Origin of the sequence: Allobosea lathyri (assembly GCF_900108245.1) — a bacterium.
Classification (GTDB): domain Bacteria; phylum Pseudomonadota; class Alphaproteobacteria; order Rhizobiales; family Beijerinckiaceae; genus Allobosea; species Allobosea lathyri.
The window spans coordinates 505,175-530,707 of the sequence record NZ_FNUY01000001.1; the positions used below are offsets into that span (position 1 = coordinate 505,175).

Here is a 25,533-nt window from a genome sequence, read left to right on the forward strand (position 1 = left end):
GCCTGCCGCCGGGCTCCCCCGATCATGCTCCCTTGAGCACAATTCCGAGGTCTGCCGTGACGAGCGACATCAAGCAGGAAATCCATACGCCGGTGACAGGGGAGGAGCTTGCCCATGTCTTCGACGAAGCGCCGCCACCGGCCGATCTCAGCGTCTATGGCATCGAGGATTGGGTGACGCTCGCGGCCTTCTGGCTGATGGTCGGATGCGTCATCCTGCAGTTCTTCACCCGCTATGTCCTCAACGACAGCTTTGCCTGGACCGAGGAGATCGCGGTCTATGCGCTGGTCGTCGTGGTGTTTCTCGGCGCTTCACTATGTGTGCGGTCCTCGCGGCATATCCAGGTCGATTTCATCTACCGCTACCTTCCCCACCCCGCCGGCCGGGCGCTTTCGACCGGGGTGGATGCCGTGCGCATCGGTTTCTTCGGCTACGGCACGTGGCTGATGTACAAATATGCCTCGCTCATTCCCGACGAGATGATGACGACGGTCGACCTCCCCAAATCGATCGTCTTCAACGCGGTTGTCCTCGCCTTCGCGCTGATGACGCTCCGCTCCCTTCACGTCGCCTGGCAGAACTGGCAGCGCGGCTACTCGGTGCTGGAAAATCCGGCCGCATTCGACGGCTCGGAGGCCTGACGCATCATGCTGATCCTGCTAGGCTCTTTCCTTACGCTGATGATCCTCGGCGTGCCCGTGGCGATTGCCATGGCCGTCGCCTCGCTCACCTTCATCGTGATCTCCGGCTCAGTGCCGGACGTCATCCTCGCCCAGCGCATGATTGCCGGCATCGAGAGCTTCCCGCTGCTGGCGGTGCCGTTCTTCATTCTCGCCGGCAACCTGATGAACATCGCCGGCGTCACCGGCCGCATCTACGCCTTCGCGGTCGCTCTGGTCGGCTGGATGCGGGGCGGCCTGGCGCAGGTCAACATCATCGGTTCGGTGATCTTCTCGGGCATGTCGGGCACCGCGATCGCGGATGCAGCCGGCATCGGCACGATCGAGATCAAGGCGATGAAGGACCATGGCTACCCGATGGACGTGGCGGTTGGCGTCACGGCGGCCTCGGCGACGCTGGGCCCGATCATCCCGCCCTCGTTGCCCTTCGTCATCTACGGCATGATGTCGAATACCTCGATCGGCGCGCTCTTCCTCGGTGGCGTCATCCCCGGCGTCGTCATGACGCTGTTCATGATGGTGACCGTCGCGATCTTCGCGCGCCTGCGCAACTGGGGCTCCGACGCGGCGTTCTCGATGAAGCAGATCGGCACGGCGGGCCTCGAGGTCGCTGTCGTCTTCGGCTTCCCGCTGCTGGCTTATGGCTTGGTCTGGGCCGGGCTTTCGGTGAATGTCGCGATCGGCCTGGCGCTCGCCGCCCTGCTCGCGCTCGACTATTATTTCGACTTCTCGGCGGTGATGGCGCTGATGACGCCGGTCATCCTGATCGGCGGCATGACGCTCGGCTGGTTCACGCCGACGGAGGCCGCCGCGGCTGCCGTGATCTGGTCGCTCTTCCTCGGCCTCGTGCGCTATCGCTCGATGACGTTCCGCACCCTGACCAAGGCGACCTTCGACACGATCGAGACGACGGCCTCGGTCCTGTTCATCGTTACCGCCGCCTCGATCTTTGCGTGGTTGCTGACCGTGTCGAACACGGCCCAGATCATGTCGGACGCGATCCTCGGCCTGACCCAGAACAAATGGGTGTTCCTGATCCTGGTGAACCTGCTGCTGCTCTTCATCGGCTGCTTCCTCGACACCATCGCCGCGATCACCATCGTCGTGCCGATCCTGCTGCCGATCGCGCTGAAGCTCGGCGTCGACCCGATCCATTTCGGCTTGATCATGACGCTCAACCTGATGATCGGGCTGCTGCATCCACCGCTCGGCATGGTGCTGTTCGTGCTGTCGCGCGTCTCCAAGCTCTCCGTCGAGCAGACCACCATGGCGATCCTGCCCTGGCTGGTCCCGCTCTTTGCGGCGCTGATCGCGATCACCTTCATCCCCGAGCTGACGCTGTGGCTGCCGAGGACAATGGGCATGGTGAGGTGATCCGGGGCTGAACCCGACAGGATTTGGCGTGACCGCGCAGCAGCGGTCATGCCTTTGGCAAGGATCGGCCGTGCATGAGTGGAGTTGCAGCAAGCTTCGGGGCACGCCATCTTTTTAGGAAAGGGGCACTGCCAGCGAGGTGGAGCCATGCGTGCACTTGTTGCCAGAATGCTGTCGCGGTTGGTGAAGGAGCCGCGCATCGATGTGATCTTTCCCGACGGATCGCTGCAATCGGTCGGAAGCGGGGATGCGCCCGCGCTGAGAATGCGCATCGTCGACCGGCCGACGGAACTGAAGCTGGCGCTGAATCCCGAACTCGCGCTCGGCGAGGCCGTAATGGACGGCCGTGTCGTGGTCGAGCGCGGCAGCCTCTATGATCTGCTCGATCTGCTCATATCGAGCGCGCACCGGCAGCAGCCATCCGCCTGGGTGCATACGCTGTCGGGCCTGCGCACCGCGGTGCGGCGCTTCAAGCAGCACAATACGCTCGCTTGGTCGCAGCGAAACGTCGCCCATCACTACGATCTCAAATCCGACTTCTTCCGCCTCTTCCTCGATGACGACATGCAGTATTCCTGCGCCTTCTTCCCGCATCCCGATACCACGCTCGAAGAAGCCCAGCAGATCAAGAAGCGCAGGCTGGTCGCCAAGCTTGCGATCAAGCCCGGGCAGCGCGTGCTCGACATCGGTTCCGGATGGGGCGGCCTCGGCCTGACGCTCGCGCGCGAATCGGGTGCGGCGGTGACGGGCATCACCCTATCGCAGGAGCAACTCGCCATCGCGAAAGCGCGCGCGGCGGAAACGGAGCTTCCGGTCGATTTCCGTCTGCAGGACTACCGCACCATGGCGGGAAGCTTCGACCGCATCGTCTCCGTCGGCATGTTCGAGCATGTCGGCGTGGGCTATTATCGAGAGTTCTTCCGCAAGATTTCCGAGCTTCTGACACAAGACGGCGTCGCGCTGGTCCACACCATCGGGCGCAGCTCGCCGCCCGGCGCGACCAACCCCTTCATCGCCAAATACATCTTTCCCGGCGGCTATATTCCGGCTCTGTCGGAGGTGTCGGCTGCCATCGAGCGGGAAGGGCTGGTCATCACCGATGTCGAGGTGCTGCGCCTGCATTACGCCGAGACGCTGAAGGCCTGGCGCGAGCGTTTCCTGGCGCGTCGGAGCGAGGCCGTCGCCATGTATGACGAGCGCTTCGCCCGGATGTGGGAATTCTATCTGGCTGCGTCCGAAGCGAGCTTCCGCCATGACGACCTCGTCGTCTTCCAGCTCCAGCTCGCCAAGCGGCTCGACACGCTGCCGGTCACGCGCGGCTATATGGAGCGATGAGCCGCGTACCGGTTTGACGCGGAATCGTGAGACCGAAGTGAAAACGCCGGGCGAAATCCCGGCGTAACGCTCACGGCGTTGTTCCGGTGGAGCCGTCGCATGAAATTCCTGCCCTTCGTTGCCGGCCTCTTTCTGATGCTGCCATTCGCGGGTCGTGCCGCAGCCGAACCGGTCACGCTCACGGCCGCCGACAAGGTCAAGGTCTTCGCCACCTATTATGGCGACGCCGACAAGGCCAAGCCCGTCATTCTGCTCTTCCATCAGGCCGCGTCGAATTCCGGCGAATACGCCACCATCGCGCCGCGCCTGAACACGCTCGGCTTCAACGCGCTGGCGCTCGATCAGCGTTCGGGCGGGACAGGCTGGGGCCGCGACAACCAGACGGCCAAGGCTTTACGTGGCAATGCCGGCTTCGAGCAGACGCTGCCTGATCTGGAGGCGGCGCTCGACTGGGCCAGCTCGGATGGACGCAGCGGGAAAGTGATCCTCTGGGGATCGAGCTACTCGGCTTCGCTGGCTTTCCTGCTGGCGGCAAAGCATCCCGACAAGATTGCGGGCCTGCTTGCCTTCTCGCCGGGAGAGTATTTCGGCAAGCGCGACACGGTGCGAAAGGCCGCCGCGAAAGTCGGCGTGCCGATCTTCGTATCTTCGGCCAGCGATGCGAGCGAGATCGCGCAGGCCAAGGCGATCATTGACGCCTCGCCGGCCAAGGTGAAGGTGCAATACCGGCCGAAAACCGGCATCCATGGCTCCTCCACCCTGCGCGCCGACCGCAACCCCTATGGCGCGGCCGAGAACTGGCAGGCTGTGGAGCCGTTCCTGGCAGGGCTGAAATAGCCGCCGGCTTGTTCGAGCGGGCGCAGAGATCAGCGTGAAGCGTCGCTCCACAGCTCGATCAGAAAGAGGCCGCCGCCGTCGTTGCCGGTAAGAACGGCTTCCTCAGCATACTCAAGCAGGACGCTGTCGCCCATTTCGAGGTTCGCCCGCTGCGCCTCCGTTGCCACCGACCAGCCGGTTGAACAGGCGATGACCACCAGCAGACGACCGCGCGGTGAGACCTCGATCGGACCGGGACCGGCAATGGGCGTGACGTCGTGCCGCCAGCGTCCGCGCCGCGTCATGACGTTGAGGTCGTCGATCGGGCCGTCGAGCAGCCGGCCCTCGACATCCCGGTCGGCGGCGAAGGCGTAGGGCGCGGAATCCCGGCGCAGGCTCGTCGTCTCGCCATCGCTGAAATGCAGCGCGATGCCATTTCCAGAGAGGACGGACAGCGTCCGGTCGATGCCGGGGAAGCTGGAGAACAGCCCATCCATACCGACATGGGCCTTCGATATCCGCCAGTCGAAGGCGTCGAGCGAGGCGCCGGGTGGATGCACGGCGATCTCGGTCGTGGTGCCGCCGCCATTCTTCCACGGCATGACGCGGCATTCACTGGCGCGGATCAGGCGCATGTCAGCGCAGGATGCCGGGCAGCTTCAGCCCCTTTTCCTTGGCGCAGTCGATGGCGATCTCGTAGCCGGCATCGGCGTGGCGCATCACGCCGGTGGCCGGGTCGTTCCAGAGCACACGCTCCAGCCGCTTGGCGGCTTCCGGCGTGCCGTCTGCAACGATGACGACGCCCGAATGCTGGGAATAGCCCATGCCGACGCCACCACCATGATGCAGCGAGACCCAGGTCGCGCCGCCGGCCGTGTTGAGCAGGGCATTCAGCAGCGGCCAGTCGGAGACCGCATCCGAGCCATCCTTCATCGCTTCCGTTTCACGGTTAGGGGAGGCGACCGAGCCGGAATCGAGATGGTCACGGCCGATCACGACAGGAGCTTTCAGCTCCCCCTTGGCCACCATCTCGTTGAAGGCGAGGCCGAGCCGGTGCCGGTCGCCGAGCCCGACCCAGCAGATGCGTGCCGGCAGGCCCTGAAACTGGATGCGCTCGCGCGCCATGTCGAGCCAGTTATGCAGATGCTTGTCATCAGGCATCAGTTCCTTCACGCGCTGGTCGGTGCGGTAGATATCCTCGGGGTCGCCCGAGAGCGCCGCCCAGCGGAACGGCCCGATGCCCCGGCAGAATAGGGGCCGGATATAGGCCGGCACGAATCCGGGGAAGTCGAAGGCGTTGGCGACGCCCATATCCTTGGCCATCTGGCGGATATTGTTGCCGTAATCGAGCGTCGGCACGCCCATTTTCTGAAAGTCGAGCATCGCCTGCACATGCACCGCCATCGAGGCCTTGGCGGCCTGGATCGTGCCGGCCGGGTCGCGCTCCCTGCGCTCCTCCCACTGCTCCAGCGTCCAGCCGGCTGGCAGATAACCGTTCAGCGGATCGTGCGCCGAGGTCTGGTCGGTTACGACGTCGGGACGGATGCCGCGCTCGACCATATCGGGAAAAACTTCGGCGGCATTGCCGAGCACGCCGACCGAGACGGCCTTGCCCTGCTTATGCGCCCGCTCGACGATTTCCAGCGCCTCGTCGATGCTATCCGCCTTCTCGTCGAGATAGCGTGTGCGCAGACGGAACTCGATGCTGGAAGGCTTGCACTCGACTGCGATCATCGAGGCGCCGGCCATGGTCGCGGCCAGCGGCTGGGCGCCACCCATGCCGCCGAGCCCTCCGGTCAGGATCCACTTGCCCTTCAGCGAGCCGTCATAATGCTGGCGGCCGATCTCGACGAAGGTCTCGTAAGTGCCCTGAACGATCCCCTGCGTGCCGATATAGATCCAGGAACCTGCGGTCATCTGGCCGTACATCATCAGCCCGAGCTTATCGAGCTCGTGGAAATGCTCCCAATTGGCATAGGCCGGCACGAGGTTGGAATTCGCGATCAGCACGCGCGGCGCGTCCGCATGAGTGCGGAAGATGCCGACCGGCTTGCCCGATTGCACCAGCAGCGTCTCGTCTGCCTCGAGCGACCGGAGGCTTGCGCAGATCCGGTCGAAATCCTCCCAGGTCCGGGCGGCGCGGCCAATGCCGCCATAAACCACGAGCTCGCCGGGCTTCTCGGCGACTTCGGGATCGAGATTGTTCATCAGCATGCGCAGAGGCGCTTCCGTCAGCCAGCTCTTGGCGGAGAGTTCCGAGCCGCGGGGACTGCGGATGACGCGGCTGTTGTCGATGCGGGTCATGCGTGGCTCCGTTCGTGAATGACGGCTGCGGCAAGCGCGGCGTCGATAATGTCTGCAAGGGCGGTCTGGAGGCTGGCGGCCTTGGCCGCGTCGAAAGCCCAGGGCGGCGCTTCCTCGGCAAGATAGGCGCTGAGCGCGATCTCCATCTGGAGGGCATGCACATGCTCGTCGGGCCGGCCGTAATGCCGCGTGATCCAGCCGCCCTTGAAACGACCGTTCGTGACCTGACTGAAGCCCGACGCCTCCAGAGCGGCTCGCGCCTCCTGCTGCACCGCCGGGGCGCAAGCCGCGTCCGAATTGGTGCCGAGATTCAGGGTCGGCAGCGTGCCGGGGAACAGGCGCGGGATCTCCGATTTGATCGAGTGGCAGTCCCACAGCAGGCAGAAGCCATGCTCGGCCTTGACCCGCGCGATCTCGGCCGCCAGCGCCTCATGATAGGGTTGGAAATAAGCCTCGCGCCGCCTCGCGATCTCGCTCGCACCGGGCGGCGTCGCCCAGATCGGCTCGCCGGCGAAGGTCGTGGTCGGCACGAGTTCGGTTGTCGCCTGTCCGGGATAGAGCGAGGCGCCTGATGGATCGCGGTTGAGGTCGATGACGAAGCGCGACAGGCCGGCTTCCACGATCGTTGGCTGGAAGCGCTCAGCGAAAGCGTAGAGCTGGCGCATATGCCAGTCGGTGTCGGGCACGGCGCGGCCGGTCTCGTTGAGCGTCGCGCGCACTTCGTCGGGCAGGCCGGTGCCGGGATGCGGCATGGACAGGACGAGCGGGCCGGAACCACGGGTGACGGTGACGATGTTGGTCATGGGCGCTGTCCTCGCACGCGCTTTCCCTTCTCCCCTCGCGGGAGAAGGTGGCTCGGCGAAGCCGAGACGGATGAGGGGGCGCGCTGGTCTGAATCGTTGGCAGGTGTCGAAAAAGCGCCGACGATGAACGTCGCGCGACCCCTCACCCCAACCCTCTCCCGCAAGGGGAGAGGGGGCGCGTTGTGGTTCGCGGGCCTCACGCGCCGAACTCCGCGAAGCTGTCCAGCCCTGCCGCCTTGCCGAGTGCGCCGCTCAGTACCAGCTCGGTCGCCGCCGCAAGATCGGGCGCGAGATAGCGGTCGGCCGTCAGCGGCGCGATCCGCCCGCGCAGCAGCGCCAGAACCGGCTCAAGCCGGGGGCTCGTCTTCATCGGCCGATGATGCTCGATCGCCTCCGCAGCCGCCATCAGCTCGACGCCGATGATGCTGGCGGCGTTCCTGGCCATGTCGAGCAGGCGATAGGCGCCATGCGTCGCCATAGAGACATGGTCTTCCTGATTGGCGGAGGTCGGGATGGTGTCGACCGAGGCCGGATAGGCCTTCTGCTTGTTCTCGGAGGCGAGCGCAGCTGCCGTCACCTGCGCGATCATGAAGCCTGAGTTGAGGCCGGCATCCCGCGCCAGGAACGGCGGCAGGCCGCTCATCACGGGGTCGACAAGCAGCGCCATGCGCCGCTCGGAGAGATTGCCGATCTCGCAGAGCCCCATGGCCAGGATGTCGGCGGCAAAGGCGACGGGCTCGGCGTGGAAATTGCCGCCCGAGACGATCTCGCCCGGTCCCAGCACCAGCGGGTTGTCGGTCACGGCATTGGCTTCGATCGCCAGCGTCGCTGCGGTGTTGCCGAGCAGGTCGCGCACGGCGCCCATCACCTGCGGCTGGCAGCGGAGTGAATAGGGGTCCTGCACCTTCGAATCGCCGAAGCGATGGCTGTCGCGGATCTCGCTGCCGGCGATCAGCTCGAGCAGGATGGCGGCGACCTTGATCTGGCCGGGCTGGCCGCGCAGCGCCTGGATGCGCGGGTCGAAGGGCGTGTCGGAGCCCTTGAGCGCGTCGACCGAGAGTGCTCCCGCGACCAGAGCGGCATCGAACACCCGGGCGATGTCGTTGAGAGCGGCGAGCGCGATCGCGGTCGACACCTGGGTACCGTTGATCAGCGCCAGCCCTTCCTTGGCGCCGAGCGCGAGCGGCGCCTGCCCTATGCGGGAGAGAGCCTCGCTCGCGGGCAGAATCTCGCCCTTCAGCCTGATCTCGCCGACGCCCATGAGGGCGGCCGTGAGATGGGCCAGCGGTGCGAGATCGCCGGACGCGCCGACAGAACCCTTCGCCGGCACGACCGGCAGCGCATCGGCCTGGAGCGCCCCGATAAGGGCGTCGACCACGACAGGCCGCACACCCGATGCGCCGCGCGCCAGGCTGGCCGCCTTCATGGCGAGGATCAGCCGCACGACGCTGTCGGGCAAGGCAGGGCCGGTGCCGACCGCATGCGACAGGATCAGATTGCGCTGAAGCGTCGCCAGATCGGCATCGGCGATGCGCACGCTGGCGAGTTTGCCAAATCCGGTGTTGACGCCATAGGTCACCGTGCCGGCCGCGACGATGTCGTCGACGATGGCCTGGGCCGAAGCGATCGCCTGCGCACTCGCAATCGAGAGCGTGACGCTGGCGCCGTCGAGCACATCGCGCCAGTGCGGCAGGGCAGCCTGGCCGGGATTGATTGAGAATGAGCCGGTCATTGTCCGTTCCAGATGCGTGTGTGAAGCGGGTTGAACCCGATGCGATAGGCAAGCTCGGCCGGGCGCTCGATGTCCCAGATCGCGAGGTCGCAGGCCTTGCCGGCCTCGAGCGTCCCGATCTCGTCCTGAAGGCCGAGCGCTTGCGCGGCATGGCGCGTCAGCCCGGCCAGCGCCTCCTCCGGCGTCAGCCGAAACAGGGTGCAGGCCATGTTGAGCACCAGCAAGGGAGAGGTCAGCGGCGACGAGCCGGGGTTGGCATCGGTGGCAAGCGCGATCGGCACGCCATGCTTGCGCAGGAGTTCGATCGGCGGCTTTTGCGTTTCACGCAGGAAATAGAACGCGCCGGGCAGGATGACCGCGACGGTGCCGGACTTGGCCATCGCGATGACGCCGGCTTCGTCGAGATGTTCGAGATGGTCGGCCGATAGCGCGCCCATTTCGGCGGCGAGCCTTGCCCCTTCGAGATTGGACAGCTGCTCGGCGTGGATCTTGATGGCGAGGCCCTTGGCCTTCGCCGCAGCAAAAACGCGCGCAGTCTCCTCGGGCGAGAAGGCGATGCCCTCGCAGAACACATCGACGGCATCCGCCAGCCCCTGTGCCGCAACGGCGTCGAGCATCGGCCCGGCTACGAGATCCGTGTATGCGCCGGAGCGGCCCTTGAATTCGGGCGGCACGGCGTGGGCGCCGAGGAATGTGGTGCGCACCCTCAGCGGCCGCTCGCGGCCAATCCGGCGCGCCACCGCAAGCTGCTTCAGCTCGGTATCCTGTTCGAGCCCGTAGCCCGACTTGATTTCAACCGTGGTGACGCCTTCCGCCATCAACGCGGAAAGGCGCCGGTCGGCGCTGGCGAAGAGCTCGGCTTCGCTGGCCGCGCGCGTCGCCTTGACCGTCGAGAGGATGCCGCCGCCGGCCCGCGCGATCTCTTCATAGCTTGCGCCCTGCAGGCGCAGCTCGAATTCATGGGCGCGGTCGCCGCCATGGACGAGATGCGTGTGGCAGTCGATTAGGCCGGGCGTGATCCAGCGGCCGCCGCAATCGATCGTTTCGCGGGCCATGAATTCGGGCGCGTCCTTGCGGGCGCCGGCATAGAGAATCCGGCTGCCGCTTGCAGCGATCACACCATCCTCGACCGCGCCATAAGACGCGGCGACCTTGGTCGAGAACGTCGCCAGCCGCGCGTTCGTCCATAGCTTTTCGCAGATCAGGGGTTCGCCGGGGGGCTTCGCCACGTCTCGTCCTCTCGACTATCCTTGGTTGCGAACTATGCTATCTAATTGCATATGCAAATGACAAGACCCTAATTGCATATGCAATTGATCGACGGAGCGAAGGCGTGACCCAGACCCTGCATCTCGCGCAGGCCCTCCTGCCGGACGGCTTCGCCGACAATGTGAAGCTCGTCGTCGCGAACGGGACGATCACCTCGGTCGACGCAGGCGCGCAACCCGGCCCCGATGACGAGCGCCTCGCGGGCCTGACATTGCCGGGCATGCCCAACCTGCACAGCCACGCTTTCCAGCGCGGCATGGCCGGCCTCTCGGAGCGGCGCGGGGCGCCGGAGGATTCCTTCTGGACCTGGCGCGAGGTGATGTATCGCTTCCTCGACAGGCTCGATCCCGACGATGTCCAGGCCATCGCGGCCCAGGCCTTTGTCGAGATGCTGGAGGGCGGCTTCACGGCGCTGGCCGAGTTCCACTACCTCCACCATGACAAGGATGGCCGCGCCTACGGCGATATCGCGGCGATGGCGGGCGCGATCGCAGCCGCCGCCGAGGAAACCGGGCTGGGCCTTACGCTCCTCCCTGTGCTCTATCGGTTCGGCAATTTCGGTCAGGCGCCTTCGGTCCATGGCCAGCGCCGCTTCGTCAATGATCGCGACAGCTATCTGCGCCTGATCGAGGCGAGCGAGGCTGCCATCCGTACCTTGCCCGATGCACGGCTCGGGCTTGCGCCGCATTCACTGCGCGCGGTGGCGCTCGATGATCTCGACTGGCTGGCGAAACTGCGCCCGGATGGCCCGCTGCATGTCCACGTTGCCGAACAGATGCGCGAGGTCGAGGACAGCCTGAAGATCACCGGCCGCCGCCCGGTCGAGCTCCTGATGGAGCATGCCGAGCTGAACCCACGCTGGTGCCTGATCCACGCGACCCATCTCAGCGATGGCGAGCGCGACGCCATCGCTGTTAGCGGGGCGGTCGCGGGCCTTTGCCCGATCACCGAATCGAGCCTCGGAGATGGCATCTTCGACGGCGTGCGCTATCGCGACGCCGGCGGCCGTTTTGGTGTCGGCAGCGATTCCAACATTCAGATCGATGCCGGCGCGGAATTGCGCCAGCTCGAATATTCGCAGCGCCTGCGCGATCGTCGCCGTGCCTTGATGGCAGAGGAGGACGCCTCGACCGGTGTCGCTTTGTGGCGGGCCAGTGCGCTCGGTGGCGCACAGGCCTGCGGACGTTCGATCGGGCGCATCGCGCCGGGCTGCCGCGCCGATCTCGTCACGCTTGACGACGACCATCCGGCACTCGTCGGCAAGGCGGGCGAGGCCGCGCTCGACAGCGCCGTCTTCGCCGCCAACGCATTGCCTTTGCGCGATGTCTTCGTCGGTGGCAGGAGAGTGGTTGCGGATGCGCGCCATCTCGCCCGCGAAGCGGTGAAAACCCGTTTTGCGACCGTGATGCGAAAGCTGCTGGGAGCGTTGTAAGGCCTGCGATGACGGAGACCCGACTCGATGCGGTGAAGCTGGACGGCGCTGGCCCGGTCTATGACCAGATCCGGCGCTCGATCCGCGATCTCGTACTGGATGGCAGCTGGCCGCCAGGCACCTCGGTTCCTCCCGAACATGCGCTGATGGAGCAGCTTGGCGCCTCGCGGATGACGGTGCATCGCGCTCTGGTCCAGCTGGCGCGTGAGGGGCTGATCACCCGCCGCCGCCGCTCGGGCACGATCGTGGCGAGCCCGCCGGCCAGTCACGCCATGCTCGACATCCTTTCGATCCCCGACGAGGTTCGCCGTCTCGGGCAGAGTTACGCCTTCGAGATTTTATCCCGCCGCGACGGCAAGCCCTCGGCCGAACTCGCGGCGCTCTTCGAACTCAAGCGAACCGAGCCTGTCGCCCATCTCGTCACGCTGCACCGGAGCGGTGGGCAGCCGCATGTGCTGGAAGAGCGGGTGATCCATTTGGCGACAGTGCCGGCTGCGGCAGGCGAGCGTTTCGAGGACACGCCGCCGGGCGATTGGCTGCTGAAGAACAGCCTGTGGTCCGAGGCCGAGCATGCGATCAGCGCCATAGCGGCGGGGCCACGCGAGGTCGAGCTATTGGCGGTCACGCGTGGCGAGCCCTGCCTGCTCGTCGAACGCCGGACCTGGAACCAGGGCAAACCCGTCACGGCGGCGAGATTGCTCTATCCCGGCGGCCGGCATCGCTTCGTTGGACGCTTCGGACCTTATGGCGCCGTCTGACGAGCCTGCATCCAAGACCTCATGAAAAAACCTGCCGCCCGCGAGGGCAACAGGTTCCGAATGAAAACGTCCGGGTTTGGACCCCTGGGTTTGGACCCTGGATCTGAGACCTGGATCAGCAGACGTAGCGAAGATCAGCAGGCGTAGCGAACGCGGCGACCCCATTCGTCGCGGCCGTAGCAGACCCGATCAGGCGTGGCAGCCGAACCGATGATGGCGCCACCCGCACCGCCGATGGCAGCGCCAGCGAGCGCGCCGCCGGCGCGGCCCGTGGCAAGGCCACCGATGACCGCGCCAGTACCTGCGCCGATCAGCGCACCGGTTCCGGCATTCTGCTCACGCGGAGTGCAGGCGCCGATGGATGCCGCGAGGGCGGCGAGAATCAGGATTTTCTTCATTGCAAATCTCCTTGGCGTCGAAACGGCGACCTTCACTTCGTACCAGCAACGAGCCCGCCAGTGAAAGGTTCCGGCGAAAATAAAGGCACGGCCGCATCCGTTTCGTCCCTCAGGGGCAGGAACCTTCCCTGGGATGTGACGTTGTTCCGGTAATCCCGCAGCAAGCCATGCTGCTCACCATGGAGGAGGCTGCAGATGTCAGTTCAAAGCACGGCCATCTCGTCAAACCCGCTGATCGCCGGAGCGCGCGTGGCGGGGACGGATGTCTACAACACAGCCGGAGATCATCTCGGCGAAATCTATGACGTGATGCTCGACAAACAGTCCGGAAAGGTCGCCTACGCGATCATGTCCTTCGGCGGCTTTCTTGGACTAGGCGAGAAATACCACCCGATTCCGTGGAGCGTGCTCGACTTCGACACAGAGCGCGGCGGCTATGTCGTTCCCTTGACCAAGGAAAAGCTGGAAGCCGCGCCGATGTATGACAGCGAGGGCGAGCCTGACTGGGACGACAAGGCCTATGGCAAGCGCGTCCACGATTATTACGGCACGATGCCCTACTGGATGATGTAGGGACGCCGCCAGTCGCTGGTCGCGGCGGTTGCTATCCCCCCAGCCGAACCGCCGTGGCGGCGGGATGCGGGCCGAAAGGCCCGCATCTTCTTTTTGTGAGGGTCGCTGGAACTGCCGCTCCTTTTGAGCGTCTGGTTTTTCAGGACATCACGAAAAATGGCCGGTCCGCCGCGACCGGGATCGCCCTCGACTTGAGGCCGGGCGATGGAAACCAGGAGAGCGCCATGCGCATCCGTTACGGCTACCATATCGAGCTTGTTTGCCAGCAGGAACTGCCGCTGGTCACGCTGCTCGACGTGCATCCGTCCCGCCGACACGATCTGACCAGGCCCGACGAGATGGTGGCGACATCCCTCGTCGATCCATCGGTCAACCTGCCGATCGAGCAGCATCTCGACCAGTTCGGCAATATCTGCCGCCGGCTGACCGCGCCGCCAGGGGGCGTCGTTCTGCGGTCCGAGGGGGTCGTTTACGACACCGGCGAGCCTGATCCCGTAAACCTGTCAGCGCGGGAGGTCCCGCCTTCGCGTCTGCCCGATGAAGCCTTGGTCTATCTGCTCGGCAGCCGCTATTGCGAGACCGACAAGCTGGCGTCGCAGGCCTGGAGCCTCTTCGGCCAGGTTGCCCCGGGCTGGTCGCGCGTGCAGGCGATCGTCGACTTCGTGCACAACCACCTGACATTCGGATATGCTTTCGCCCGCGCCACGCGCACGGCGGCGGAGGCGTTCGACGAGCGCATCGGCGTCTGCCGCGACTTCGCTCATCTGGCCGTGGCGCTGTGCCGGTGCATGAATATTCCCGCGCGCTACTGCAATGGCTATCTCGGCGATATCGGCGTGCCCCTGAATCCGGCGCCAATGGATTTCAACGCCTGGTTCGAGGTCTTCCTCGGCGGGCGCTGGTACACCTTCGACGCCAGGCACAACATGCCGCGCATCGGCCGTGTCGTGATCGCGCGCGGGCGGGACGCGACCGATGTCGCGATGGTCAACTCCTTCGGGCAGCATACGCTGCAGCGCTTCGAGGTCATCACCGAGGAGGTCGAAGATATGATGCCGGAGATGTCGGCGATGTCAGCCGGGCGCCGCGTCGCACATCACGTCATGTCGCCCTGACGGGCTCCGTTTGAGATCGTCGCGCTCGCGGTTTTGCCGCCACCTGTTTTCGGCATTACTCTTCGGGCTGCCATGCATCATACGGTCGTCGTCAATGCCCGCGCCGGAACGGTCCTCGAAGCGGGGGCCGAGGCTTTCGCGGCGCGCATCTGTGCTGCTTTCGCGGGGCATGGCTGCTCCGCGGAGGTCAAGGTCGTGCACCCCCGCGAACTCGACGACGCGCTGGCGCTGGCGATCGAGGCGGGCGGTTCCATCCCCGTGATCGCGGGCGGCGACGGCACGATCAATGGCGTGCTCCCCATCCTGCTTCAGGCCGAATGCCCGGTCGGGATCCTGGCGCTGGGCACTGTCAACGTGCTCGGCCGCGATCTGGGGCTCGTCGGCTCGCTGGAACATCAGATCGAGGCGCTCTGTAACGGCCAGCCGGTGACGATGGATATCGGGCGCGTCAACGACCGGCTGTTCCATTCGATCTCGGGCATGGGCTTCTTCAGCCTGATGGCGCGCGAGCGCGAGCATGCGCGCCGGCGTTTCCCGTTCAGCCGCGCCGCCGCTTTCGTCTTTGCCGCGACACGCTCGATCCTGTTCACCCGCGCCATCACGGTCGATATCCGCATCGGCGGCGAACGCCGTGTCGTCGAGGCCGATGCGGTGCTGGTAACCGTCAACAGCTTCGAGGGCGCCGATTGGCGACGCTCGCAGCTCGATGGCGGCCTTTTCGAGGTGCATATCCTGAATGCCGGCGGGCTTTATTCGCGCTGCAAGGCGGCTCTGTCGGTCGTCTCGGGCAAGTGGAAATCATCGCATAACCTAATCTCCCTCACCGGCGACGAGGTGACTTTGACGCGTCGCGACGACCGGCGCGGCCACATCACCTTCGACGGCGAGGTCGAGCGCAAGGGCGGCCAACTGGCCTATAAGATCCTGCCCCGGGCTATCCGCGTCATTGCGGCGCGGAATCAGACTGTTTGACACCCGGGCTGCTGCGTCTATCTCCAGTGGCAGGCCTTTCTCCAGTGGCGGGCCTTTTCGTCAGGACCCTGATCTCAAAATCCGCGATGTCCAAATCCCCAATGTCCATCCCTCGCGTGTCAATGTTTCACCCGCGCGTCCTTATCCCCGTCGCGGCCGCCTCGACCTTCCTCGGACTTGCAGTGTTCATCGTATCGGGGCGCAGCTTTGCCTTCGATACCAGCCTTCTGCTGCTGTTCCGCGAGGCCAACGACACCTCGATCCCGATCGGGCCGGCATGGCTGCGCGAGGCGATGCGCGATGTCACGGCGCTCGGCAGCTTCGTTGGACTGGGGATGATGACGATCACCGCCAGTCTCACGCTCTGGCTTTGCCGCTACCGCCACCTTGCTGTTGGGCTTGCCGTCAGCGTGGTGCTCGCGACGCTCGTCAGCACTCTGCTCAAGATTGGTGTCGGACGCGCGCGTCCCGATATCGTCGAGCAGGTTGCCTTGACCTTCACGGCGAGCTTCCCGAGTGGCCACGCTTTCCTGTCATCGGTCACGCTGCTGAGCATCGCCGGCTTTGTCGGCCTCGCATCGCGGCGCGAGGATATCGCCCGGCTCTGCGTGGTGCTCGCCTGGGTGATGATCGTGCTGATCGGCATCAGCCGCATCTATCTCGGCGTGCACTGGCCCAGCGATGTCATCGCGGGCTGGTGCCTCGGGGTTGCCTGGTCGAGCACCGTCGTCGCGTGGCTTGGACGCAGGATGGCTTCGGCGGATCCGATCGATGTCGAGACAACGGCCCCGAAGCCTCTATCCTGATTAGCGCATGTCGATCGTGGCGTTGACGCCGAGATCGGGCGTGCGCCCCAGGATTTTCGCGGTCGCCAGTTTGAAGGCGACGAGAACGCTGCTGGAAGGCGCGTCCCAGATTTCGGCCGAAATCGGCGTCAGCGCGAGCAGCGTCGCGTCTGGATCGTCAGGTCCGTTGGGAAACCAGGCGCTGGCCATCGGTGTCCAGATGCGCCGGAGCAGCTCGCGATCCTCGATCTCGGAGGATTGGCAGGCGATCGCCGCATAGAAATTGCGATCTTCGTGGCTGATGGCAATCGAGATCGAAGGCGACCGCAAGACTTCGTCGACCGCGCCCGTATGGCGGTGGGTCACGAACAGGATGCGATGGTTGTCGCGCTCGACATGGCCCGACATCGGCCGCGTCTTTATCTCGCCATTGACGGCGGTCGTCACCATGCAGACCGGATGGGCATCGAGCTCCGTCCAGATGCGTTGTTGAAAATCGGTATCCGCCATTGTCGCGCTCCTGACGCGACGATTATGTCACGCCTCCCCCATTTTGAGAACGCAAACCACGCCCCGACGTTCCCCAGCGAAGCACATATGCGCCAGCAGGCGTGGAACATTGCGCCGCACAAAGGGTTCATGCTGCGCCGCAATGCCCGCGGCGTTTCAGGACTCCTTCATGCTCGCATCGCGCAACCTTCTGATCGCACTCGTCGTCATCCTCGTCGCTGGCCTGGCAGCCACGGGCTACGCGCTCTATCAGGAGAAGAAGCAGCCCGAGGGCGTCGAGATTTCGGTCGGCAAGAACGGTCTCTCGATCAAGGAGAAGTAGGCCATATCGAGCAGCCTTCAGCTGTTGGCGAGGATCATGTTCCGGACGATCGGATAGATCTGCCCATCCCATTTGCGGCCAGAGAACACGCCGTAATGGCCGACGCCAGCCTGCATGTGGTGGCGCTTCCGGAATGGCTTCAGCCCGGTGCAGAGGTCATGCGCGGCCGATGTCTGGCCGAGCGCGCAGATATCGTCGCGCTCGCCCTCCACGGTGAGGAGGGCGGTCTTGCGGATCGCGCCGCAATCGACCTTATCGCCGCGATAGGTCAGCGTACGGTTGGCGAGGCGCGCCTCCTGGAAGATCCATTGCACGGTCTCGAGATAGAATTCCGCCGGCAGGTCGAGCACCGCGAAATACTCGTCATAGAAGGTCTTGATCTTGGCTGCGTCCTCGGTCGCTCCTGTCGCCAGATGCGTGAACATGTCGATATGCGCGTTGACATGCCGGGTCATGTTCATCGCCATGAACGCGCCCAGCTGCACGAAACCGGGATAGACCTTCCGGCCCGCGCCCGGATAGCGCGCCGGCACGGTGGCGATCAGGTTCTTGGCGAACCAGCCGATGGGCTTTTCGTTGGCGAGCTTGTTCACCGCAGTCGGGTTTATGCGCGTGTCGACCGGCCCCGCCATCAGGGTCATGCTGCGCGGCTGGAATGCGCTGCCGGCCTGCGCCATCACCGCTGCCGCCGTCAGCACCTGTACGCAAGGCTGGCACACGGCGACGATGTGGGTTTCGGGGCCGAGCGTCTCGATGAAGCGGATCAGCGTGTCCACGTAATCATCATAGCCGAAGGCGCCGGCCTCCAGGCTTACATCGCGCGCATTGTGCCAGTCGGTGATGTAGACGTCATGGTCGCGCAGGAGCGTCGCGACGGTGTTGCGCAACAGCGTCGAGAAATGGCCCGACATCGGCGCGACGACGAGCACTTTTGCCTGCGCCGACGTGCTGTCTTTACGGAAACGCAGGAGACTGCCAAACGGCAGCGACAGCGTCACCTCCTCGCTCACCGGCACGTCGCGATTGCCGTCCATGACCTCGGTGATCTCATAAGGTGGGCGCTCATGGGACAAACCGGCCCGTGTCACCATTTCATAGGCCGCCGCCGCAGCGCGGACGTCGACAGGCTGCCCCATCAGCGATCTCGCGCCGAGCACCGCAAGCGCGGCTTGCGCCATGGAGCGGGCCGGATTGATAAAATCGGACTGGGCCTGGTAAGCGGCATAGAGCATCGCGTGCGACCTCGAACGGACGGGCTATGGGGTCGCGGGCTGGCCGAGATGCCGCCCGCTTCAGTCCCGCGTCACGCTCATGTTGCACTGCAAAAGCATGCTTTCGCAAGATTGTTCTAAAGCAAGGCTGCTTTGGAACAGCTCTTGCTACGATCCCGCGCCATCCCGCCGAGGACATCGACATGAGCCAAGCGACCCTTACCATCAGCAGCCGGAATTATTCCTCCTGGTCGCTGCGCGGCTGGCTGCTCTGCGTCATGGCTGGCCTCGATGTCGAGGAGCGCATGCTCTCGGTCGACGATCCCTCCGCCCGCGCCGAGCTGCTGTTGCTCTCGCCCTCCTTTCTCGTGCCTTGTTTGACCCATGACGGCGTCAAGGTCTGGGACACGCTCGCCATTGCCGCCTATCTCGACGAGATCACGCCCAAGGCGGGGCTTCTGCCGGCTGAGGTGAAGGCGCGCGCGCATTGCCGCTCGATCTGCGGCGAGATGCATTCCGGGTTCTCCAACCTCCGTTCCGCCCTTCCGATGAATCTCAAGGCTCATTATCCGGGCTTCAAGGTCTGGGCCGGAGCGCAGGCCGATATCGACCGCGTCACCGAGATCTGGCGCGATTGCCTGGACACCTATGGCGGGCCCTATCTGTTTGGCGCGCTCAGCATGGCCGATGCGATGTATGCGCCGGTCTGCCTGCGCTTCCTGACCTATGACGTCCCGCTCGACCCGGTAAGTCGCGCCTATTGCAGCACGATCGCGCAATGGCCCGTGCTCCAGCAGTGGATCGAGGCGGCGAAAACGGAGCCCGAGGAGCTCGAGGAACTCGACGCCGAGTTCTGAGCCCGCCACCGCAAAATGCGGCTAGGGAGCATCGCCACCGGCGCAGGCGCATTGGCCTTCCCCGGCCAAAAGCGTTAACACCGCCCACGAACGCCAGAGTCCCGTGGGAGGATCTTACCAATGACTGAAATGTTCAAAAACCTGATCGCGGGCGAGTGGGCCAGCGCCGGCAATGCCTCGCGCAACATCAACCCGTCGAACACCGGCGATGTCGTGGGCGAATATGCGCAGGGCTCGGTCGACGATCTGAACAACGCCGTCGCCGCCGCCAAGGCCGCATTCCCGGCCTGGAGCCGCACCACGCCCCAGGAGCGCTACGAGATCCTGAAGAAGGCTTCGGACGAAATCCTCGCCCGCAAGGAAGAGCTTGGCCGCCTGCTGTCGCGCGAAGAGGGCAAGACCCTGGCCGAAGGTATCGGCGAGGCCGGCCGTGCCGGTCAGATCTTCGCCTTCTTTGCTGGCGAGTGCCTGCGCCTGGCCGGAGAGATCCTTCCCTCGGTGCGGCCCGGCATCGGCGTCGAGATCACACGGGAGCCGGTCGGCATCATCGGCATGATCACGCCCTGGAATTTCCCGATCGCGATCCCCGCCTGGAAGATGGCGCCCGCTCTGGCCTATGGCAATTGCGTGGTGATCAAGCCGGCCGATCTCGTTCCGGGCTCCGCCTGGGCGCTGGTCGACATCATCCAGCGCGCCGGCCTGCCCAAGGGCGTGCTGAACCTCGTCATGGGTCGCGGCTCGGTCGTCGGCCAGGCGCTGCTCAACCACAAGGATGTGCACGCCATCTCCTTCACCGGCTCGGTCGCGACCGGGCGCAAGGTCGCGGAAGCCTGCATCGCTTCTTCGCCGATGAAGAAGATCCAGCTCGAAATGGGCGGCAAGAACCCGCTCGTCGTGCTCGACGATGCCGATCTCAAGGTTGCGGTCGAGGCTGCCGTCAACGGTGCCTTCTTCTCGACAGGCCAGCGCTGCACGGCATCCTCGCGCCTGATCGTCCAGGCTGGTATCCATGACCGCTTCGTCGAGGCCGCGACCGAGCGTCTCAAGGGCCTCGTCGTCGATGACGCGCTCAAGGCCGGCACGCATATCGGCCCGGTCGTCGACCAGAGCCAGCTCGACCAGAACCTCAAATACATCGCCATCGCCAAGGATGAGGGCGCCAAGCTCGCCTGGGGTGGCGATCTCTTGCAACGCGAAACTCCCGGCTTCTACATGCAGCCGGCGCTCTTCACTGAGACGACCAACGCCATGCGCATCTCGCGCGAGGAGGTCTTCGGCCCCGTCGCCAACGTCATCCGCGTCAAGGATTACGAGGAGGCGCTGAGCCTCGCCAACGACACCGAATTCGGCCTCGCCGCCGGCATCTGCACGACATCGCTGAAGCATGCGACGCATTTCAAGCGCAACAGCGAGGCCGGCATGGTGATGGTCAACCTGCCCACGGCTGGCGTCGATTATCACGTGCCCTTCGGCGGTCGTAAGGGCTCGAGCTACGGCTCGCGCGAGCAGGGCGCTTACGCCAAGGAATTCTACACGACGGTGAAGACGGCCTACACGCTGGCCTGAGCTTTCGGCACCGCATGATAGGTTGGGCCGCGCCTCCACAGGCGCGGCCCTTTTTGCTGGCCGTCTGGCTTTGCCGCCCGGCTTGACTTGGCCTGACGCCAAACCTACAGCGCGGTGAGGCTAGGAATCGCCGGTCTGTCCGCTGAAGCCTCGCTTTTCCACTGCGGGCTGTGCCTGATGACGAGCGTTGCTGAAATCCCAGGCGCCAGGGCTGCTAGCCGGACCCGGCCGCAGCGCATTCGTCGCAAGAGCCGCGCCGCCTATCTCCGCTTCAAACGCAATTTGCCGCGACTGCTGCGCAGCGACGATATTTCGCTCGTGCTGTTGGCGGGGCTGATCGGCGTCGGGGCCGGCCTGCTGGTCACGGCGATGGTCGGCATCTCCAAGGCGTTGCATGCCCTCTTCTTCGCGACGCGGCATGGCGAGGTCAGCGGCGCGGTGCTGGTGGATCCGTTGCGCGCTCTCGGCATGCCAGTTCTGGGTGGGCTGGTCATGGGAGCGATCGGCATCCTCCTCGCCCGTCGCGGCCGCGGCACGGTTGTCGATCCCGTCGAGGCGAATGCGCTGCATGGCGGGCGCCTGTCGATGAAGGACAGCCTGATCCTGGTGATCCAGACCATGGTCTCCAACGGTTTTGGCGCCTCTGTCGGCATGGAAGCGGGCTACACCCAGGGTGGCGCGGCCTTGGCGTCGGGCCTCGGGCGGCTTTTGCGCGTCCGTCGGGCCGATCTGCGCATGCTCGTCGGCTGCGGTGCCGCAGGCGCGATCGCCGCAGCCTTCGATGCGCCCCTGACCGGCGCCTTCTACGCTTTCGAGCTGATCATCGTGACCTATACGATCGGCTCATTGGCGCCTGTCGTGGTCGCCTCGATCTGCGCGGTCGGCGTCACGCGGCTGTTCCTGACGCCCGTGACATTGCAGTTCGGCTTTTCGGGCCCGCTCTCGAGCTCGGACTACGTGCTGGTGGTGATCATGGGCATCCTGTGCGCAGGCCTCGGCATCCTGCTGATGCGCGGCGTCGCGCTGGCCGAAAGCCTGTTCCGCCGCAGCCGAATCCCGCTCGCACTGCGACCGGCTGTCGGTGGTCTGCTTGTCGGGCTCATGGCACTGGTGACGCCGGCTGTCCTCTCGTCGGGCCATTCGGCGCTGCATGTCGGCTTCGACGCTTATTATCCCGCGAGCTTTCTCGTCCTGCTGATCGTCCTGAAGTCGCTGGCATCGGCAATCTCGATCGGCTCCGGCTTTCGCGGCGGCCTCTTCTTCGCCTCGCTGTTCATCGGCGCGATGTTTGGCAAGCTCGTTGCGGTCATCTGGATCACCGGCTTCGGCCTGCAGACGCCATCGGTGGTCATCGCGATCGTCGGCATGAGCGCGATGGCGACCGCGGTCGTCGGCGGCCCCCTGACGATGTCGTTTCTGGCGCTGGAAACGACGGGAAGCCTGCCGCTGACGATCGCGGTGCTCGCCGCCTCCGTGCTGTCCTCGATGACCGTGCGCCGTACCTTCGGCTATTCCTTCGCCACCTGGCGCTTCCATCTGCGGGGCGAAACCATCCGCAGCGCCGCCGATATCGGCTGGATGCGCGATCTGAGCGTCGGCCGGATGATGCGCCGGGATGTGCGGACCATTCCCGCAACTCTGACCCTGGAACAATTCCGGCGCGATTTCCCGCTGGGTGCCAATCAGCGGGCGGTCCTTGTCGATGAACTCGGTCGCTATGCCGGCATCGTCCTCGTCGCGGATGCTCATGGCGCCGATGTCGAGGTCGCAACGATTGCGGAACTCGCCCGCAATCGAAAGGACATCCTGCTGCCGCATATGAACATCCGCGAGGCCGCGAGCCTGTTCGCGACCTCGCAGACCGAGGAACTCGTCGTCGTCGACGGCCGCGAGACCTTGCGGGTTATAGGCCTGCTCACCGAACAGTTCGCCCTGCGGCGCTACAATGCCGAGCTCGACCGGCAGAGCCGGGACCTCACCGGCGCCTGACAGCATCCGAGTACTGCCCGTCAGAACCCCTCCAGCACGATCTTGCCCTTGGCGCGATTGCTTTCGATCAGCGCATGCGCCCGCTTGAGGTTGGCCGCGTTGATCGTCCCGAAGGTCTCGGTCAGCGTAGTTCGGATCTTGCCGGCATCGACCAGCTGCGCCACCTCGTTGAGCAGATCGCCCTGCGCCTGCATGTCGGCGGTCTGGTGAAGCGAGCGGGCGAACATCATCTCCCAATGCAGCGACAGGCTCTTGCCCTTCAAGGGCATGACGTCGAGCGTCGGGGCGTCGTCGATGACCGCGATCCGGCCTTGCGGGGCGATCAGCTTGATGATCTCGGACAGATGCGCTTGCGTATGGGTGGTGATGAAGACGTTGCCGGGTGCACCGAGGCGCAAGGCTTCGACTTCGGCCGCAAGCGGCTTGCTGTGGTCGATGACGTGATGGGCGCCTAACTCGCGCGCCCAGGCCTGGGTCTCCGGCCGTGAGGCCGTGGCGATCACGATGAGGTCCGTCAGCTGCCGCGCGAGCTGGATCGCGATCGAGCCGACACCGCCTGCGCCGCCGACGATCAGCAGCGCCTTCGCCGCGCCCGGCACCGCATCCGTGATCTTGAGCCGGTCGAACAAGGCCTCCCAGGCCGTGATCGCGGTCAGCGGCAGGGCGGCGGTTTCCGCGAAGTTCAGGCTGGCGGGCTTGGCGCCGACGATGCGTTCGTCGACCAGCTGGAACTCCGCATTGGAGCCGGGGCGGTCGATCGCGCCGGCATAAAATACGGCGTCACCCGGCTTGAACGCTTTCACATCGGGGCCGACTGCCTTGACGATACCGGCTGCGTCCCAGCCCAGCACGCGCAGCTCGCCCTTGGTCGCTTGCGGTCTCTGGCGGACCTTGGTGTCGACGGGATTGACCGATACGGCCTTCACCTCGACCAGCAGGTCGCGCCCGGCCGCCATTGGCACGGGCAGGTCGAGATCGATCAGGCTGGTTTCGGCGCTGATGGGTTGCGGTTCATAAAAGCCGATGGCGCGCATGGGTTGTCTCTCCTGCATTGCAATGCGGGCGAGATGCGCCTTACAAGCGGTCTGCGCAAGAACGCACATTTTCCGCCTATAGTATCGAAAAGGATACTGTGATGCCGCCCCGTTTCCAGAAGCCGTTCAACTCCCCGGCCTGCCCTGTGGAGGCCGCTCTGGGGCTCATCGGCGGCAAGTGGAAGGGGATCGTGCTCTATCACCTGCTCGGCGGCACGCTGCGTTTCAACGTCATCCGCCGCTACATTCCCGGCGTGACGCAACGTATGCTGACCGCCCAGCTGCGCGAGCTGGAGGCCGATGGTCTCATCGTCCGCGTCGTCTTCGCCGAGGTGCCGCCGCGGGTCGAATACAGCCTGTCTGCCAAGGGGCGGACGCTGGAGCCGCTCATCATGGCGCTCAGGGCGTGGGGCGAGGAGCATGTCATGCCATCAAGCGATGCCGAGGTCGCAGCCTGAGGCTCAATAGGGCAGGCCAACATAATTCTCCGCCAGCGCTGCCATCGCGTGGTCGGAGGAGACGAGATAGTCGAGCTCGGCTTGCTGCATGCGCTGGGCGAAGGGGCCGTTCTCCGGAAACTGGTGCATCAGCGAGGTCAGCCACCAGGAAAAGCGCTCAGCCTTCCAGATGCGGGCGAGGGCCTTTGCCGAATAGCCGTCGAGCCCGGCCGGCGATCCTTCGATGAAATGCTCGATCATCGCTTCCGAGAGGTAATGCACGTCGCTCGCCGCGAGGTTCAGGCCCTTGGCTCCCGTCGGCGGCACGATATGGGCGGCGTCGCCGGCCAGGAACAGGCGGCCGAAACGAATCGGTTCGGCGACGAAGGAGCGCAGCGGCGCGATCGATTTCTCGATCGAGGGGCCGGTGACCAAAGCCTCGGCCGTTTCTGGATCGAGACGCCGCCGCAACTCGTCCCAGAAGCGCGCGTCAGTCCAGTCATCGACACGTTCGTCCTGCCCGCATTGGACATAGTACCGGCTGCGCGTGCCCGAGCGCATCGAGCACAGCGCGAAGCCGCGCCCGCTGCGGGCATAGATAAGCTCATGCGAAACCGGCGGCACATCGGCCAGAATGCCGAGCCATCCGAACGGATAGACGCGCTCCAAGATCGTCAGCGCACTCTCGGAAACGCTGGCGCGGGAAACGCCATGATAGCCGTCGCAGCCGGCGATGAAGTCGCAATCGAGCCGTTGCGTGACGCCGCCCGTCCTGAAGGTCACGTATGGGCTGGCTCCATCGAAGTCATGGAGCGCGACATCCCCGGCCTCGAAGACGGTCTTTCCGCCTTGGGCCGCGCGCAGATCCATCAGGTCCCGCGTCATCTCGGTCTGGCCGTAGATCGTGACGTGCCGGCCGCCGGTCAGCCTGTCGAGCGCGATGCGGTGGCGCTGGCCGCCGAAAAGCAGGTCGAAACCGTCATGGGGCAGGCCCTCCGCATGAAGCCGGCTGCCGGCCCCGACCTTGTCGAGGAGGCCGACCGTGCCCTGTTCGAGCACACCGGCGCGGATGCGGGCGAGAACATAGTCGCGGCTCTTGCGTTCGAGGATCACCGTGTCGATGCCGGCGTCATGCAGCAACTGGCCGAGCAGCAGTCCGGACGGGCCCGATCCGATGATGGCGACTTGCGTGCGCATGCGTCCTCCCGGCCGCGCTCTGCCCGACTCGCGTCTTCACGAACTCGGCGGCGCCTTGCCAAAC

General features: G+C 65.2%; 25 protein-coding genes. 15 read left to right on the top strand and 10 right to left on the bottom strand.

The features are described 5' to 3' along the window. Positions 1-56: 56 nt before the first annotated feature. From C4S73_RS02310 to C4S73_RS02325, 4 genes are all read left to right on the top strand, one after another. Entirely contained in the window at positions 57-641 is a 585-nt protein-coding gene (locus tag C4S73_RS02310; RefSeq protein WP_244595401.1) for a TRAP transporter small permease, read from the top strand. Positions 642-647: 6 nt separating this feature from the next. Next, a complete protein-coding gene (locus C4S73_RS02315) occupies positions 648-2,054 on the top strand; it encodes a TRAP transporter large permease (RefSeq protein WP_103870828.1) in 1,407 nt (468 codons plus the stop codon). A 147-nt stretch (positions 2,055-2,201) separates the two neighbouring features. After that, positions 2,202-3,389, top strand: coding sequence for an SAM-dependent methyltransferase (locus C4S73_RS02320; RefSeq protein ID WP_103870829.1), 1,188 nt, complete (start codon positions 2,202-2,204; stop codon positions 3,387-3,389). A gap of 99 nt (positions 3,390-3,488) precedes the next feature. Next, positions 3,489-4,226: an alpha/beta hydrolase gene (locus tag C4S73_RS02325; RefSeq protein WP_200827899.1), complete on the top strand. Its 738-nt coding sequence runs from the start codon at positions 3,489-3,491 to the stop codon at positions 4,224-4,226. Between the two features lie 29 nt (positions 4,227-4,255). On the opposite strand, the gene C4S73_RS02330 is transcribed toward C4S73_RS02325, so the two are convergent. The 5 genes from C4S73_RS02330 to hutI form a co-directional block, all read right to left on the bottom strand. Then, complete coding sequence (locus C4S73_RS02330; RefSeq protein WP_103870830.1) at positions 4,256-4,840, bottom strand: HutD/Ves family protein; 585 nt, start codon at positions 4,838-4,840, stop codon at positions 4,256-4,258. A gap of 1 nt (position 4,841) precedes the next feature. Further along, the gene (gene hutU / locus C4S73_RS02335) at positions 4,842-6,509 is read right to left on the bottom strand and encodes a urocanate hydratase (RefSeq protein ID WP_103870831.1); all 1,668 of its coding nucleotides are present in this window, start codon (positions 6,507-6,509) and stop codon (positions 4,842-4,844) included. After that, the gene (gene hutG / locus C4S73_RS02340; protein ID WP_103870832.1) at positions 6,506-7,312 is read right to left on the bottom strand and encodes an N-formylglutamate deformylase; all 807 of its coding nucleotides are present in this window, start codon (positions 7,310-7,312) and stop codon (positions 6,506-6,508) included. The genes hutU and hutG overlap by 4 nt, the downstream gene beginning before the upstream one ends. 196 nt (positions 7,313-7,508) lie before the next feature. Beyond that, entirely contained in the window at positions 7,509-9,044 is a 1,536-nt protein-coding gene (gene hutH, locus C4S73_RS02345; protein WP_103870833.1) for a histidine ammonia-lyase, read from the bottom strand. Then, a complete protein-coding gene (hutI, locus tag C4S73_RS02350; protein WP_103871254.1) occupies positions 9,041-10,249 on the bottom strand; it encodes an imidazolonepropionase in 1,209 nt (402 codons plus the stop codon). Before hutI ends, hutH begins: the two co-directional genes overlap by 4 nt. Positions 10,250-10,377: 128 nt before the next feature. Between hutI and C4S73_RS02355 the strand changes: the two genes are divergently transcribed. Both C4S73_RS02355 and C4S73_RS02360 read left to right on the top strand, forming a co-directional pair. Then, a complete protein-coding gene (locus C4S73_RS02355; RefSeq protein WP_103870834.1) occupies positions 10,378-11,745 on the top strand; it encodes a formimidoylglutamate deiminase in 1,368 nt (455 codons plus the stop codon). Between the two features lie 8 nt (positions 11,746-11,753). Continuing rightward, positions 11,754-12,503: a histidine utilization transcriptional repressor HutC gene (locus tag C4S73_RS02360; RefSeq protein WP_103870835.1), complete on the top strand. Its 750-nt coding sequence runs from the start codon at positions 11,754-11,756 to the stop codon at positions 12,501-12,503. A gap of 134 nt (positions 12,504-12,637) precedes the next feature. Here the strand turns inward: C4S73_RS02360 and C4S73_RS02365 are convergent, their stop codons facing one another. Next, positions 12,638-12,901: a glycine zipper domain-containing protein gene (locus tag C4S73_RS02365; protein WP_103870836.1), complete on the bottom strand. Its 264-nt coding sequence runs from the start codon at positions 12,899-12,901 to the stop codon at positions 12,638-12,640. A 195-nt stretch (positions 12,902-13,096) separates the two neighbouring features. Between C4S73_RS02365 and C4S73_RS02370 the strand changes: the two genes are divergently transcribed. The 4 genes from C4S73_RS02370 (at position 13,097) to C4S73_RS02385 (ending at position 16,367) form a co-directional block, all read left to right on the top strand. Next, positions 13,097-13,474: a PRC-barrel domain-containing protein gene (locus C4S73_RS02370; RefSeq protein WP_103870837.1), complete on the top strand. Its 378-nt coding sequence runs from the start codon at positions 13,097-13,099 to the stop codon at positions 13,472-13,474. 224 nt (positions 13,475-13,698) lie between these two features. Beyond that, entirely contained in the window at positions 13,699-14,589 is an 891-nt protein-coding gene (locus C4S73_RS02375; protein ID WP_103870838.1) for a transglutaminase-like domain-containing protein, read from the top strand. A gap of 72 nt (positions 14,590-14,661) precedes the next feature. Further along, on the top strand, positions 14,662-15,561 hold the full coding sequence (locus C4S73_RS02380) for a diacylglycerol/lipid kinase family protein (RefSeq protein WP_103870839.1): 900 nt from the start codon (positions 14,662-14,664) through the stop codon (positions 15,559-15,561). 122 nt (positions 15,562-15,683) lie between these two features. Further along, positions 15,684-16,367 carry a phosphatase PAP2 family protein gene (locus tag C4S73_RS02385; RefSeq protein WP_244595428.1) on the top strand — a complete coding sequence of 228 codons (684 nt, stop codon included), beginning with the start codon at positions 15,684-15,686 and terminating at the stop codon, positions 16,365-16,367. On the opposite strand, the gene C4S73_RS02390 is transcribed toward C4S73_RS02385, so the two are convergent. Next, positions 16,368-16,856, bottom strand: coding sequence for a pyridoxamine 5'-phosphate oxidase family protein (locus C4S73_RS02390; RefSeq protein ID WP_103870841.1), 489 nt, complete (start codon positions 16,854-16,856; stop codon positions 16,368-16,370). A 169-nt stretch (positions 16,857-17,025) separates the two neighbouring features. Between C4S73_RS02390 and C4S73_RS28420 the strand changes: the two genes are divergently transcribed. After that, positions 17,026-17,178, top strand: coding sequence for a hypothetical protein (locus C4S73_RS28420; RefSeq protein WP_200827900.1), 153 nt, complete (start codon positions 17,026-17,028; stop codon positions 17,176-17,178). A gap of 17 nt (positions 17,179-17,195) precedes the next feature. Here C4S73_RS28420 and C4S73_RS02400 read toward each other — a convergent pair whose 3' ends face one another. After that, complete coding sequence (locus C4S73_RS02400; protein ID WP_103870843.1) at positions 17,196-18,410, bottom strand: polyhydroxyalkanoate depolymerase; 1,215 nt, start codon at positions 18,408-18,410, stop codon at positions 17,196-17,198. Between the two features lie 182 nt (positions 18,411-18,592). Here C4S73_RS02400 and C4S73_RS02405 point away from each other — a divergent pair, with 182 nt between their 5' ends. The 3 genes from C4S73_RS02405 to C4S73_RS02415 all read left to right on the top strand — a co-directional run bounded on the left by C4S73_RS02405 (position 18,593) and on the right by C4S73_RS02415 (position 22,801). Next, positions 18,593-19,246, top strand: a complete 654-nt coding sequence (locus C4S73_RS02405; protein WP_103870844.1) for a glutathione S-transferase family protein — start codon at positions 18,593-18,595, stop codon at positions 19,244-19,246. 120 nt (positions 19,247-19,366) lie between these two features. Beyond that, positions 19,367-20,812, top strand: a complete 1,446-nt coding sequence (locus C4S73_RS02410; RefSeq protein ID WP_103870845.1) for an aldehyde dehydrogenase family protein — start codon at positions 19,367-19,369, stop codon at positions 20,810-20,812. A 177-nt stretch (positions 20,813-20,989) separates the two neighbouring features. Next, positions 20,990-22,801: a chloride channel protein gene (locus tag C4S73_RS02415; protein ID WP_103870846.1), complete on the top strand. Its 1,812-nt coding sequence runs from the start codon at positions 20,990-20,992 to the stop codon at positions 22,799-22,801. Positions 22,802-22,821: 20 nt separating this feature from the next. Here C4S73_RS02415 and C4S73_RS02420 read toward each other — a convergent pair whose 3' ends face one another. Further along, positions 22,822-23,835 carry a zinc-binding alcohol dehydrogenase family protein gene (locus tag C4S73_RS02420; protein ID WP_103870847.1) on the bottom strand — a complete coding sequence of 338 codons (1,014 nt, stop codon included), beginning with the start codon at positions 23,833-23,835 and terminating at the stop codon, positions 22,822-22,824. A 101-nt stretch (positions 23,836-23,936) separates the two neighbouring features. Here C4S73_RS02420 and C4S73_RS02425 point away from each other — a divergent pair, with 101 nt between their 5' ends. Next, positions 23,937-24,293 (top strand): winged helix-turn-helix transcriptional regulator, encoded by a 357-nt coding sequence (locus C4S73_RS02425; protein WP_103870848.1) that lies wholly within the window; start codon positions 23,937-23,939, stop codon positions 24,291-24,293. 3 nt (positions 24,294-24,296) lie between these two features. Here C4S73_RS02425 and pobA read toward each other — a convergent pair whose 3' ends face one another. Next, on the bottom strand, positions 24,297-25,469 hold the full coding sequence (gene pobA / locus C4S73_RS02430) for a 4-hydroxybenzoate 3-monooxygenase (protein ID WP_103870849.1): 1,173 nt from the start codon (positions 25,467-25,469) through the stop codon (positions 24,297-24,299). Between the last annotated feature and the right edge of the window lie 64 nt (positions 25,470-25,533).